This is a genomic window from Portibacter marinus, assembly GCF_021533195.1.
Taxonomy (GTDB): domain Bacteria; phylum Bacteroidota; class Bacteroidia; order Chitinophagales; family Saprospiraceae; genus Portibacter; species Portibacter marinus.
Window position 1 is genome coordinate 482141 of sequence record NZ_JAJNKB010000002.1, and the last position, 14882, is coordinate 497022.

11 protein-coding genes are annotated in these 14882 nt (G+C 37.7%); 8 read left to right on the forward strand and 3 right to left on the reverse strand.

All coding sequences use genetic code 11. The features are described 5' to 3' along the window. Positions 1–213: 213 nt before the first annotated feature. The 8 genes from L2567_RS06245 to L2567_RS06275 all read left to right on the forward strand — a co-directional run bounded on the left by L2567_RS06245 (position 214) and on the right by L2567_RS06275 (position 9088). A complete protein-coding gene (locus L2567_RS06245) occupies positions 214–3423 on the forward strand; it encodes a SusC/RagA family TonB-linked outer membrane protein (protein WP_235296891.1) in 3210 nt (1069 codons plus the stop codon). A gap of 43 nt (positions 3424–3466) precedes the next feature. Further along, positions 3467–5173, forward strand: coding sequence for a SusD/RagB family nutrient-binding outer membrane lipoprotein (locus L2567_RS06250; RefSeq protein ID WP_235296892.1), 1707 nt, complete (start codon positions 3467–3469; stop codon positions 5171–5173). Between the two features lie 18 nt (positions 5174–5191). Then, the gene (locus L2567_RS06255; RefSeq protein ID WP_235296893.1) at positions 5192–6124 is read left to right on the forward strand and encodes a hypothetical protein; all 933 of its coding nucleotides are present in this window, start codon (positions 5192–5194) and stop codon (positions 6122–6124) included. A 315-nt stretch (positions 6125–6439) separates the two neighbouring features. Further along, complete coding sequence (locus L2567_RS06260) at positions 6440–6727, forward strand: transposase (protein WP_235296894.1); 288 nt, start codon at positions 6440–6442, stop codon at positions 6725–6727. A 2-nt stretch (positions 6728–6729) separates the two neighbouring features. Beyond that, the gene (locus L2567_RS06265; protein WP_235296895.1) at positions 6730–7395 is read left to right on the forward strand and encodes an IS3 family transposase; all 666 of its coding nucleotides are present in this window, start codon (positions 6730–6732) and stop codon (positions 7393–7395) included. Further along, a complete protein-coding gene (locus L2567_RS21255) occupies positions 7391–7594 on the forward strand; it encodes an integrase core domain-containing protein (RefSeq protein WP_406626661.1) in 204 nt (67 codons plus the stop codon). Before L2567_RS06265 ends, L2567_RS21255 begins: the two co-directional genes overlap by 5 nt. 74 nt (positions 7595–7668) lie before the next feature. After that, positions 7669–8307 carry a hypothetical protein gene (locus L2567_RS06270; protein ID WP_235296896.1) on the forward strand — a complete coding sequence of 213 codons (639 nt, stop codon included), beginning with the start codon at positions 7669–7671 and terminating at the stop codon, positions 8305–8307. Between the two features lie 418 nt (positions 8308–8725). Then, positions 8726–9088 carry a T9SS type A sorting domain-containing protein gene (locus L2567_RS06275; protein WP_235296897.1) on the forward strand — a complete coding sequence of 121 codons (363 nt, stop codon included), beginning with the start codon at positions 8726–8728 and terminating at the stop codon, positions 9086–9088. Positions 9089–9092: 4 nt separating this feature from the next. Here the strand turns inward: L2567_RS06275 and L2567_RS06280 are convergent, their stop codons facing one another. The 3 genes from L2567_RS06280 to L2567_RS06290 are packed head-to-tail and all read right to left on the reverse strand — an operon-like array spanning position 9093 to position 14618. Then, positions 9093–10778 carry a hypothetical protein gene (locus tag L2567_RS06280; protein ID WP_235296898.1) on the reverse strand — a complete coding sequence of 562 codons (1686 nt, stop codon included), beginning with the start codon at positions 10776–10778 and terminating at the stop codon, positions 9093–9095. Between the two features lie 10 nt (positions 10779–10788). After that, positions 10789–11892: a DUF4249 family protein gene (locus tag L2567_RS06285; RefSeq protein WP_235296899.1), complete on the reverse strand. Its 1104-nt coding sequence runs from the start codon at positions 11890–11892 to the stop codon at positions 10789–10791. A 2-nt stretch (positions 11893–11894) separates the two neighbouring features. Continuing rightward, positions 11895–14618, reverse strand: coding sequence for a TonB-dependent receptor (locus L2567_RS06290; protein ID WP_235296900.1), 2724 nt, complete (start codon positions 14616–14618; stop codon positions 11895–11897). Between the last annotated feature and the right edge of the window lie 264 nt (positions 14619–14882).

The window sequence follows — 14882 nt, forward strand, 5'->3', positions numbered from 1 at the left end:
TGAATTTTATTTCCTTTGTGCCGACACTCGAAACTAATAATAAGACCAAAGTAGAATAATTTATGATGAAAGCCACCTATTTTTCTACGTACTACCTATTGCGTGGCGTCTACACCATTAACAAAAAATTAACTTTAAATAAGAGCGGAGTGCTGCTAACATCGGTGTTCCCCTCACTATTGCAATATTTATCTAACCAAATTATTTTTCAATATGAAAAAATTCTCACTTTACATTGTTGCGTTTCTGGTGATGATCGGTGCGGCCACAGGGCAGCGCGAGATAACAGGAACTGTCACGGACATTTCCGGCGTTCCTTTGATAGGGGCGAATGTTACAGTACAAGGTACTACTAACGGTACCATTACTGACATAGATGGAACTTATACTCTGTCTGTAGCAGATGCAGCAACTACTTTAGTTTTTAGCTACACAGGATTTGAAACTCAGGAAGTCCTTATAGACAATCAATCTACTATAGATGTAGTATTGTCTGAAGGTATTGCCATTGACGAGATTGTCGTGACAGGATTGGGTATCAAAAAAGAAAAGAAAGCACTCGGATACGGAGTTGCGACGATTGGAAAGAAGCAATTGACAGCACGTCAGGAAACTGATGTTGCAAGAATGCTTAGAGGACAGGCTACTGGTGTTGACATTACTCAAACATCAGGATTAGCTGGTTCTGGAACCAACATTATCATCAGAGGGTATTCGACCATTACTGGTTCTAACCAACCTTTATTTGTTGTTGATGGAGTTCCATTTAACACCAATACGAATACCACTACTGGAACGGGATTTGGTTCTGGTTCTGCGACTTCTTCTTCAAGATTTTTGGATTTAGATCCAAATACCATTGAGGAAATTTCAATTTTAAAAGGTCTATCAGCAACAGTACTTTACGGTGAGGCCGGAAGAAATGGTGTCGTTTTAGTTACTACTAAGAGTGGTAATGGAGGAGCTGATGTCAATAAGAAGACAGAGATCAGTGTGACACAAGGGGTGTTCCAATCTGAAATTGCTAACCTTCCTGAGTATCAGAATACTTACGGAAATGGATTTAACGCTGGTTTTGGATGGTTTTTCTCTAACTGGGGAGCTGCATTTGATGACCTTAGACCATCTTCTTATGGTTCTGATTACAAGGGTGAAAAGGATGGAAGAGTTATTATTACTCATCCATATGATCAAGGTCAATACCTAGATGATTTCCCTGAATTTGCAGGAGCCGAGTATCTTCACCAACCATATGAAAGTGTTGAGAATTTCTTCCAACCTGGTTTTTCTTCAAATACATCAGTATCTATTTCCAGCAAGTTGAATAATAATTCATCGATTACTGGAACTTACTCATACTTGACAGAAGAAGGTTTTACTCCAAGGAAGGATGAAAGAAATGATAATGCAAGATCAAATTTCTTAGACAAGCATAATTTCAGTTTAGGAGCTCAAACTACATTAAGTAGTGGCCTTAGGATGAGAGGATCTTTCAATTATGTATCGACCGCTAGAGAGACACCTTTAACTGGTACTGGATTTGGAGGTGATGGAGAAGGTTTATTCGGTGCTTTACTTTTTACACCTAGATCTGTCGACTTAATGGGTCTTCCATATCAATCTCCAATCGATGGATCTAATGTTTACTATAGAAGAGGTTCACCAATTCAAAATCCTAGATGGACTTTGAATAATACCGGTACAACTGAGGATATTCAAAGATTCTTTTCGACCTCTGAACTATCTTATGACATCAATGATAATTTCACCGTACTATATCGATTAGGTATTGACAGAGCTGCTCAAAAGAACAGAAGATATGTCAATAGAGGTGGAACATTTACACCAGATGGTGAAATGTTTACAACGAACGTTACTGATAGAATTACCGATCAGTTGGCAAATGTGTTATATAATTTCCAATTAAGTCCTAGCTTTTCTATCGATGGGGTTGTGGGATTCAATGCCAGAAGAGTAACTGCTGAAAGAGATGCTATCATTTCTTCCAATCAGTTTGTTTACGGTTTTATTAATCATGGTAACTTTATTGATAATCGATCTTTCTCCGGAAGAAGTGAAGAAAATACATTGGGAGCTTTTGCAACGGCTACTTTAGGATATAATTCATTCCTATACTTGACTTTGCAAGGTAGAAACGACTGGACCTCTACTTTAGAGCCGGGGAACAATTCCATTTTCTATCCAAGTGCGAGTTTGTCATTTGTTCCAACGGATGCCATTGCGGCTCTTCAAAACAATTCTATCCTAAATTATTTGAAGTTTAGAGTAGGTTACGGAACATCTGCAGGTTATCCTGATCCATACTCTACCAGAAATGTATTGGATTCAAGAACCAATGTATTTGTAGGACCTGGAGGGCAGGTATTGAACACAAATGGTGTTTCATCTTTCCTCGGAAATGCGAATTTAATGCCTGAGTTATTCGTTGAATTAGAAGGGGGTGTTGAAGCAAGATTTTTACAGAATCGTGTTGGTGTGGATTTATCACTATATAATAAGACATCAAATGACCTGATCATCAACTTGCCACTGGATCCAGCAACTGGTTTTACTACTACAACAGTAAATGCTGCAGAAGTCAACAACAGAGGTATTGAGCTAGGTGTGGATATAACACCTATCGTAGCAGGAGATTTCTCTTGGGATTTGACATTGAATTATACCAGAAATATTTCATTGGTTAATGAAATATTTGAAGGAATCGAAAGAGTATATGTAGACGGTTTTGGAACATTGGGTAACTACGCGATTCCTGGTGAGCCTTATGGTGTCATCTACGGAAGACAGTTTTCTAAAAATGAAGAGGGTAAAATCTTTGTGGATGGCCAAGGTGGATACGTTAGAGGTGGATTTGGAGTCATTGCAGATCCTAACCCTGAGTATACTGCTAACTGGATGAACAACTTTTCCTACAAAGGTATGAGTTTAGGATGGCAGTTCCAGTATGTACATGGTGGTCAACTGTATTCATCTACTGTTGGAGCTTTATTGGCTAGAGGAAACACTGTAGATTCGGATTTTGACAGATCTGTGCCGATCGTTTTACCTAACGGTGTAAATGCTGATGGTACTCCTAACAATAAGCAAGTATATGTAGGAGATGAAGCTTTCAATACATTCTTTACTGATGAAGGTGCTATTCTTGATGCTACAGTCATTAGATTAAGACAACTTTCATTTGCATATAATTTGCCTAATTCTTTATTGGATAAGACGCCATTCGGAAGATTGGGCTTAACGATTTCCGGGGAGAATCTTTGGTACAATGCGCCAAATATTCCTAAAGGCATGAATTATGATCCTGAGGTTGTTAGTACAGGTGTTGGTAATGGTAGAGGACTGGACTTTAGAACAGCTCCTACAGCCAAGAAATATGGTATCACTTTAAGTGCAACATTCTAATCAAGTTTAGATTAGATTTATTTGCTAAATCAAAAAAATTAAAATGAAATTAATATATAAAATGTTAATGGTCATTGGGATTTTTGCGTTCACCTCTGCGTGTACCTCCTTCGAGTTAGACTTGTTGGAAAATCCAAATGCCGTAGCTCCAGAAAATGCAAGTTTGAATGACTTATATAATAACATTCAACTTACTTTTAGGAATGTATTTGCGGGTGCACAAGGTAGTACCGGTGGTGCAGCCAGAATGTACCATGTAGGTGGTGGAACCTATGAGAATTTTGCAACGCCAGAAACCTTTGATGGTCTATGGATTAATGCATATTCAAATTTATTTCCAGATGTTGAAGCATTGGAAGCTATTTCCGAAGGACAAAACTTTAACATCCATACAGGATCAGCAAAAATCTTCAAGGCCTACACTTTATTGACCCTAGTAGATATATTCGGTGATGTGCCTTTGTCAGAAGCGCTTCAGGGAACTGACGTGATCTCACCAAGTACTGATCCGGGTTCAAGTGTTTATGATGCAGCATTGTCTTTATTAGATGAAGCCATCGCTGAATTGGATGGTACGAATGCCGCTTCTCCTAGATATGAAGGATTTTATGGTGGCGACAACGATAATTGGATTAAAGCTGCGAATTCTATCAAGCTTAAAGCTGCTTTGAATAAAGGCGATGCAGGTGCTATCAATTCATTGGTCAGTGGTGGTAACATCATTGATGAAGCTTCTGAAGATTTCCAATTTAACTATGGTAGTCAAAGAAACAATCCTAACTCAAGACATCCGTTCTATAATTCTCACTATGAACAAGGTGATGGAGCATATATGTCTAATTACTATATGTGGCTTTTGGCCGGTGATAAAGTAGATCTTAATGATATGCCTATCATTGATCCTCGTATCAGATATTACTTCTATCGTAAGGTTGATGATGCGGAAGGTCAGGATTTGACCACATACGGTTGCCACTATTCAGTAGAGCCGGTGCAAAGTGCCAAGCCTGCACATTGGGAAGCAACCAGTCCGAATGTTCCTTATTGTGTGATTCCAAATAGCGGATACTCAGGAAGAGATCACTTGAATCCTCAAGGTATTCCGCCAGATGGAAACATCAGAACTTCCTATGGTTTGTACCCTGGTGGTGGTCAATTTGATGACGATGAGTTTGACGATACCAGACAATTAGGTACGACAGGTGGTATGGGACAAGGTATATGGCCTATCCTAATTTCACCGATGGTGGATCTGATGAGAGCTGAAGCTGCTTTGACATTGGGTACCAATGATGATGCCAGAGAATTGTTAGAGAAAGGAATGAGAGCATCGATTGCAAAGGCAGTAAGCTTTGAATCACTGGTTCCCGGTACAATGGGAAGTAGCGTAACGTTGAGAGATGGTTCTGAGGGAACAATCAAAGAACTTTTTGGTACAAATGACGAGGATATAGACAATTATGTAGAGAAAGTATTGGCTATTTACGATGCTGCTGATGCTGATGGTAAACTTGATCTAGTCGCTAAGGAGATGATGATTGCATCCTGGGGTAATGGGTTAGAAGCTTATAACCTTTACAGAAGAACTGGAAAGCCTAACAATATGCAACCAGCCTTAGAGGCAGCATTTGGCCAATTTCCAAGAACATTTCTTTACCCAGCTATTAACGTAACCAGAAATGCAAGTGTATCACAGAAGGAATTAGGTGATAATACTTTCTGGATGGACAGCTCAATCGATCTATATTAATAAGATAATTAGAAAATAATGATGAAAAATATAAATATATTAATGACTTTGGCAATCTTGGTTTTGCTAGGTACCTCATCTTGTGAGGACCCTGAAAGATTGCCTCTGGTTGTCTTGGATACGGTGGAAAAAGGAGCTTATCCAAGATTAATCGACGATACCAATACGTTGATCAACCTCTTTGACGTAGACGGTTCTGCTTACACTTACGAAGTAGAATTTGTTGATGAGCAAGGTGGTGGACTGGTAGAGGAATACATTCTAGATATTGTTTATGATGACAATAACCCAAGTAATGGTGACAATAGTGCCGGACCCGTGGAATTTCTGAAGTTTGATGCCAGCCAATTCACGGAAAGTGAAAATGGCTATTTAAAGGCTCCTGAAATCACGATTACAGGACCTGAAGCACTAGGTGCTTTTGGATTGAGCGAAGATGAAGTATTGGCTGGAGATAATTTCCATTTTCAAGGAAGAATCATCTTAGAAGATGGACGAGTATTTTCACAGAATAACTCATCTGCAACGGTAACCGGACCTGCATTTAGAGGTCATTTTAATTTTACCATGCCAGCAAACTGTCCTTCAGATTTGACCGGTACTTATTCTTATGTGACTTCTGATATATGGTGCCCTGAGTCTGATGGACCTGTTTCAGGAACAGTTGATATTGTGGCTCAAGGTGGTGGAGTTTATAAATTCAGCGATTGGGCATTCGGTTCCTACGTACCTTGCTATGGAGGCGGTGGAGCAGGAGGTAACCTGACCTTTGCTGAGACTTGTGCGGAAGTAGAATTTACTGGTTTTACCGATAGCTTTGGAGATACTTGGACATTCGAATCATCAATTGATGGAGAAGAATGGACCATTAAGTGGGAGAATACTTTTGGTGAATTTGCTACTTCAGTTATTACTTTTCCTGGAGGAGTGCCATTTGTATTGGCAGAATAGCTTTTGATAAGAAGATATATTATAATTAGGAGGCTGTCTCAGAATGAGATGGTCTCTTTTGTATTTTGTTCACTACAGTTCATTTTGAATAGAATGATAATATATACTTTGGACAAGCTAATATGAAGTATTTTCTTTAAAATCGGTGCTAGATTTAGTTAAAATGATAGCTTTTCGGTGGAGCGATTTTTAACTATTCTTATATCTATTTCTCCAAAAAAAATGCAATAATTCAAAGAGCTTAAAAATTGTAATACTCCCAATGAACTAGACCAGTACCTAAGTTTGATATTTCGTACTTTTGAAGTAAGAAATATGAAAAAACAGAGAAGAAAATTTAGCAAGGAATTTAAGCTTAAAGTAATTTTAGATGCAATAAGAGAGCGAGAGACTTTGCAGCAGCTTGGCAAGAAGTATGATATGCACCCTCAACAAATTACTAACTGGAAGAAGGAGTACTTAGCCAAATCTTTAGAAATCATGGATAGTAAAACTCCTAAACAGAAAGAGAAAGATTTGCAAGGTGAAGCTGACAAGCTTTATAAAAAGATAGGACAGCTTCAAATGGAAGTAGATTTTCTAAAAAAAAATCTAGAACCATAGCGATGCAATTGAAAAGGAAATGGGTTAATCCAAAGTCAAAGCTTAGTATTCGAAGACAGTGCCAGTTACTGGGTTTGAACAGATCATCACTAAGCTACAAAGCAAAACCAGTAACGAAGAAGAATGATCATATAATGAGATTGATTGATCAGCAATATATGCGAACTCCATTCTATGGTATCGATCGGATGACAGACTATATCAATGAGTTGCCTTATGGATATAGGGTAAATGTTAAAAGGATAAGAAGGCTTTACAAGGTCATGGATCTACATGCAATGGGCCCCAAACCAAGAACGACGATTCCAGGGCTTAAACAATACAAACACCCTTATCTGTTAAAGGATATCGATGTTAGTGAACCAAATCAAGTGTGGGCTATTGACATTACTTACATTCCGATGTTTAGGGGGCATATGTACCTGTTTGCAATTATAGACCTACATACTCGATTTATAGTAGGATGGTCGATATCCAATACCATGACAACAGATTGGTGTTTAGATTGCATCGAAGCTGGCATCAAGAAGTATGGCAAACCTGATGTAATTAACTCTGATCAAGGAGCACAGTTCACCTCTAAAGCATACACAGATTATCTAAAAGATAAAAAGATTCAAATCAGTATGGGATGGAAAAGGAAGAGCGATAGACAATATATTTATTGAAAGATTCTGGAGAACTGTAAAACAAGAATACGTATACATCAATAGGCCTAACAATGGTCTTGAACTATATCATGGTTTAGAAGAATATATGCGATTTTACAACTATGAACGTAATCATTTGACAATTGGAAAAATACCTCCAGCACTAAAATATTACAATCGGAAACCTATTTTTAAACAAACTAAATATCGAGCTTAGGTGGTCGAACTTTGTGGAGTATTATAAAATTACTATGTGAAAGATTCTTTTTTTTGGAATAAATTAATTACTATATGTTTAAATTATTAACAAAAAAAATAAATTTTATGAAGATTTTAAGGGTTTTTTATGCTTTAGTATTTATTATATTACTCAGTAATTGTTCAAAGGACGTTGTAAATTTGGATGATCTTGATGAGTATAAACAAACTGTTCAATTGATTGAAAATACCGGCGTACAGTTAAGCGAAGCTGATAAATATAAAATTAAAAAAGCTATACAAAGTGGAGAAAGTTGGGCCACTAGTAGTTACACACGGAATTTGACTAAAGAAGAAATTGAGAAATACTCTCCTTCATCAACTACTTACAGAACTAATCATTGTAATTGCGTTGGAGGTGCAGAAATATTATCTGCACAAATTCCAAATTTGTTCGAACTGACTATGGCAGATAATCCAACTGTAACTGGATATAATGTCGTAGATGATTGTAATCATTCTGACAATTTCCCAAGATTTACTGCCGATTTTGAAATAGGTTATACCACTCACGATAAATCAATTAGAATTTTTATAGTAGATACTAGTGGTGGTACTTTAGAAGAAGCATTTATAGCTGTTGATAATGACTGCTACGACTTCGCTTATTCTACAGGAAATCTTTGTGGTATGGGAAATGTAACGGTTTGTGGTGTAATTTATCCTACGTAGGAAAGTTATAATTTTATTATAAGATTGGAAATACTAATTACGATAAAATGCACATTCACTTTTAGTGAATGTGCATTTATAAAATTATAACCATTATCGAATTTCTATTTTCTGACGCATTGTCGAAAAATCATTTAACCTACTTAAAATCGGACAATATTCGATTAGGTAAAAAATAGGTCTTTTGAAGATATTAATCTTGCTTTATTTATAAGAAATGAACGTATGATCTCTTACCTAAATGAAAGTACAATATTTATTAGAAAATTGTAAGATCTAAAGCAACAGACGTTGGGGATTTGCTTATGAAGTTAATCCCGATAATGAAATCGCGTGGGAATATAAAGTGCCACTTAAAGCAGGAAGTTTCGTGAATCAGGGTGATACATTAGAAATTAATAATAATCTGACCTTTCGGATGATACGCTACGCAGTAGATTATCCTGCTTTCGAAGGAAAGGATCTTGCTCCTAAAGGATACCTTGAGCTCAATCCTAATGAAGAATACTGTGAACAGCTGGTCAGCACCATAGAACCGTCCACTAGTATCAACGAGTTTTTTTTAGATGTTTATCCTAATCCTGTTGATCATACGCTTCATATTACTACTGATCCAAAGAATTTTGAAAGTAATTATCAAATTCTTAATATGGAGGGCCGATTACAAGTGTCAGGTATCATCATAAATGGAGAAAATCAGGTTGACGTCAGCTCGCTTCTACCTGGAATGTATATTTTGCAAGTAGATGACTCGCATTATCAAAAATTCATTAAGTTTTAGGGTATTACTTTATTACGTTTGCTGATACGCTGTAGTCAAGTGTTTGTATTCCCCGATTTCCCTCCTTGTCCTGTGATATGATCACAATGGTAAACTCTCCTTTGTCATCAGTATGATCAAAATTGAATTGTAGATTCCCATTTGAATCCGTCAGCAGATCAGGGTTCCAGTAGATGGTGGATTGGAAATGAGGAATATTTTCCATTGCACTTGAAGACGAAAAAACATCAAAAGTACATTGATCCGCCAGTCCGTTTAATCTGAAAATATCATCAGAGTCTGCCCGTGGAAAATCGAAAACGGGGGTGATAGTATTAACAATGACGACACCACTTAGACCCAACACATTAAATCTCTTACGCAATTTGTCCGGTGAATAGATCAATTCTATACTTTCAATATTGCTCATTTTTACTTTACCTGCATATTCAGCGTTTCTCGTCAATTGACCATCAATGATAAATAAAGGATTTCCCGGAAGAGCTGTAGCCACAGCCAGAGATGATTTTGGATTATTCATACTGGCTACCATTTCTCCCTTTACTTTTTTAAAGGTCAAGGGTGTGATTAATTCTGAAAAGAAATCATAGAGTTGGTCAAATTTTTCATATTCACTGACTACAAATGTGACATCTGACTTTTCATTAGACGTTGTTTCTTTTCTAGATGAAATGTTAGTTTCTATGGTTTCTCTATTAAAATATTGATTGATTTTTTTTCTATTCTTACTTTGCTCTAGTACATGGGCAATGTCCTCATTAAAAACAAGACTGGAAGCTTGCGGCTCTGAGATTACAGGTGGAGTTAATTTAATTTTAAAATCCTTAATTTCCTGCTCATAGGGTAAAAACTGAACCAATTGGCTTCCTTTAAGACCTGGAAGCATCATGGTAAATTCTCCTTCTGTATTTGACTTCGTATACTGCATCGATCGGTATTGATCCGCGTAAGCACCAATGACATTTAACCTAACCGGCCTATCTCCTCTGTTGTACACGATGCCTTTTACATACACTTGTTCGCTTAAAAAAGGAAGTATTGACCCTTCGAATCTTTGTCCCATTGACATGTATTCAAATCCGTCATCCGTAGATTCTTCGATCATTTTCGGAATTACTGCTACGGAAACTGATGCATTGCTTACTACTTGCCCATTTTCCAATTTTATGGCCGCATCTACTTGAACTTGTTCTCTGGTTGAGAATGTGGGATTATTCAAATTAGCGTCTATGCGAAGGGTGGACTCGATATCATTTCGAATCATAGTAGAAGAAAGGTCAACTTCTGATTCCTCAAGCACGCCCGCTGTTAAGTCATTATAAATCGGAATATCAATTTCTGCAAGATTGACTTCCATCTCTTGACCTGCATTTTTATAATTGCTATTAAATGCAAGTCGGTAGTTGCCACTAGTGTAATTAAATGGAATTGGAATGCACGATGCTAAGTAACTTGAATTGGTCGACTCACTATATAAATCCTGAACGATGTTATTATTTGAATCAATTAGCAGTACTCTGATGACTGCCGTAGCCTTCACTTCCGGATAATACAGTTTATAAAAAATCTTTTCGCCTGCGATGTAATACGGCTTATCAATATGAACCATGTAAGACTCTTGAGCCTTTGCGGTAGCTATGCATGAAATGAAAATTGTACAAAAAAGAAGGAAGTGTAATAATGATTTCATTGCAGATGATTTATTGAATCCAAAAAGCAGGTTTTAGGGTTGTACTATTATCGACTGATGCACAATCACAACAAAGTGGGTCACCACAACTGCCGTCCATGTTGACTAATCCTTCTGAAGGACATCTGGTCTCCGTCACTCCGGATAGCTCAGGATCTACATATATTCTAGAAGTATCTTGAGTGGTAACATAGAAATATCCGTATGCATCCTGACTACCATTGACATGTGTATAATTGCTCTGTACTCTTCCCGGTGGATCGGCATATATGTTGTCTTTTCTTTCTAAGACATTGCTAATCTTTTGCCAATATTCAAAAGCACCCTTGCTTAAAGACTCTTGAACTACAGTGAAATACAAACCCTCACCGTAAGTTCGATCAAGAAATTCTTCATAAACAAAGTAATTATCTAATTGGGTCCGTGTAGTCGTGCCCCCGCCATATATATTAATATCGAAAACTCCTGCGTTGCCTGACACATAGCACACTTTTTGTTGCTGGCCAAAAACGATGGGCGAATCCGTTACTTTATAAACTCGTTGAAACTCCCACTTTAAATTACTCCTTTCTTCTTGTCCGGGTATTTCTAGCGGTGTATCTATACTATAGCTAATTGTTGTTCTGGTACGCTCACTCTGATCAGGAAGCACAAAAGTTTTATCGTAGATCTCATAGTGAATGTTTTCTATTTCTGGTACAGGAAGCAATGGTTCGAAATTGGACTCAAATAGCCTTCCATCAAACATTTCCAATGAAAGTTTATAGGATTTCCCTACCTCTATGGATATAGGATCGTTTTCAGAAAATATATATTCATAAATACCATCACCGGTAGGCTTCACCTCCAGTTCATTACCCGCTTCATCGTAGATAATGACCTGTTTGGCTATAATTCGTCCTCTGGTATCTTGCGTGAAGCTGAAGATCTGACTTAAATTCAGTTCGAATGTGGACGGATTCCCCTCAACAATTTTAGCATTAATGACGATTGCATTGCCTTGTCCTTCTGGTATTTCAAGCTCAATGGGATCGAGGCAACCTGCAGCGGTGAATAGAATGATACAGACCATTAATGGGTAAGAAACAAATTGCTTTATTGATTGATATTTCATGTTTAGAGTGTTTCAAAGTTGAAAGTAAGTGATGGGAAAACCGTTCCCAATAAAGCCAATCTATTAGCTTGAACCCTTTGACCTGGTGCTTCCGTAAAGTAGATAGAATAGGCATTCTTTCGAGCGTAAACATTGTATAATGAAAATGTCCAGCTCGTGGTGTACTTCTTATCTCTCTTGTAACTTTTTCCTACCGTGAAGGACAGATCAAGCCGGTGATAATCGGGTATTCGTCCAGAATTTCGACTGGAAAAAACTGGTATAACCAGTCCGTTGGTCAGCGTGTAATTGCCCACAGGTGGGGTAACTGGCCTTCCGCTGGCATAAATAAAATTTAAGGTTACGCTATTCCTCCTGTTCGGTTGATAATTCAGGACAAAAGACATGTCGTGTGGTTTATCAAAATTACTAGAGTAAAAATCTCCTTTGTTGATGCCAGCAATTTGTCGTTGAGACCTGGAGTAGGTATAATTTAAATTACCATTTAGAACCCCTTCTTTCTTTTTTACAGATAATTCCAGACCATAGGATCTTCCGATACCATCAAGGATTTCAGTTTCTATATTCTGATTAGCAGTCAATGACGCAAAATCCTTATAGTCAAACAATTGATCAATAGATCTATAGAATACCTCAGCATTGGCTTCCCAATTATTACTAGCAAAATTTCTAAAGTATCCGGCAGAGAAATTATGTGATTTAGTAGGAGGAATGTAATTATTACTCAGCTGCCATTGACTTACTGGCGTTGGCGTCTCAGAATTGAAGATCTGGTTGATATATTGAACAGTTCTACTATAACCTGTCTTAAAAGAACTTTGCCTCGTCAATCTGAAACGCATCGATAACCTCGGTTCTAAATTTCCAAAGGAAGCGATCACTTCTCCTGAACCAAACTCAGACTGACCCGTGACCTGAGTGGAACTGGGATTTTCAGGATCTACATATTGATTAACGATGCTTGGCCCTAAAAACCTGAAATCACTGTATCGCAGTCCTGCGGATATCCCTATGCTATAATTGACATCATAGTCCATATTTGCAAAAACTGCGGATTCCAGTCCGTCTTCCTGCGGAACTGACCTGCCAATTAAAATAGAATTTTCAGTGGGCTCAAGTGTGCCGGGATCCACCTGGTATAAAATCGAAGACAAACCCATCACTAATGTTGTTTTAGAGTTAGGGGAATAGGTCAATCGTTCTTTAAATTGATAGAAAGAGACATCATTATTTAAGATTGAACCTCTTTCGGGATCAAAATCTGTTCGTGAGCTTTTGTAATCATTGAAGCCAAGTGACAAATTGGAAGATAACTTATTGGAAAAAATGCTGCGAAGAGACACTTGACCAGTATAATTTGTGTAATCAAAGCCAAAGGCATTGTTATAAGTGAAGGCATCCTCCGACGCATAGCCACTGAAGACCAACGTGTTTTTATTACCCAGTTTCGCTGAAATCTTCGCATTGGCATCGTAAAAGAAGATCGAACTGTTTCTTACTTGCTGATTTTCGACGGCATTTAATATCCAATCTGCATAAGAGCCCCGGCCACCAACAATCACTGAAACTTTATCTTTTACTATTGGGCCATCGATACTCAATCTACTGGTAACAGGACCAACTCCTCCTCGTATGTGCCATTTTTCAAAATCACCTTCCTTGGTTTTTACATCTAGTACTGAGGATAGACGACCTCCATATTGTGCCGGCATGATCGCCTTATAAAGCTGCACCTCCTCAATAAAATCAGTATTGAAATAACTAAAAAATCCAAGGGAGTGGGAAGAATTCAATAATATACCATTGTCTTGAAGAATGAGATTCTGATCTACATCGCCGCCCCTGACATTAAATCCCGTGGCCCCTTCGCCAGAGGAACTAACGCCAGTATTGAGCAATAGTGTTTTGACAACATCTGTTTCGCCCATAAAGCTTGGAAGTTTCTTGATATCACCAACATCTATCTTCGTTACTCCTGCTTGTGTATTATTGACTGCTGATTCTGCAGATTGAGCACTTACCGTCACTTCATCCAAAATAACCGCACCTTTTTCCATAGTCAATTGCAAGGTACCACTACTTAATACCCGCGTCGTAAGGTTAAGATCTTCATAGCCTACATATGAGATATTCAGAAAATGAACACCAGCCGGAACTTCAACTTCGAAATTACCATCAATGTCGGTGATGGTTTTGATATCAGTATTTTGCACGATGACTGTGGCACCAATGACTCCTTCTTCATTTTCCGCATCAAGAATGGTTCCGGTAACCGTTGCCATTCCGTCACCCTTTAATTCATCCAAACTGCCGATAACGATGTTTTCTTCCTTTTCTGATGCTTTACTGGCTTCTTCTCTGGCCTCGTAATAATTGACAGACAAAGTTTGATTGATGACTGTTCTCGGGATAATGATGACAGATCCCTCTCCATATTCCAAGAATCCTAATCTGGTGGTTTCTAAAATATCTGACAAAATGCTTTCAGCAGTTCTATCGTCGCTTTGTATGCTGACCAATTGATCATCCACATCATCTTTCTTATAGTAAAAGTCAACTTTCAATTGTTGACCTAAATCATCTAAGACCTTACTCAATTGCTCACCGGAATAATTAACATCTACAATTTTTCCAAGGACAGAATCCTGGGAAAAACCTTGAATATAAAAGAGAATGGATAAGCTCAACGTAAGAAAAAGAAGTGGGAGTTTTTGCTTTATTTTCATGTGAGGTGATAGTAAAGTATACGTAGTGAAATGTAAAAAGCCCAAATTTAGGCGTATTCTTGAATTATCAAGAATTAAGGAGGCAAAATTCTTGAGAACACTGAAAAATTTAAGTCCATTAAAACTGATTAATGCAGCTGGCAAGAAGCTTGAAGTTCGTGTATCTAGAGCTTCTTATACCAGTCGTTTGCTTAAAGAACATTGTTCAGTATATTTGCACTGCACAAAAATACTATTCCAATTAAATGTGTGACAAAGACTAAA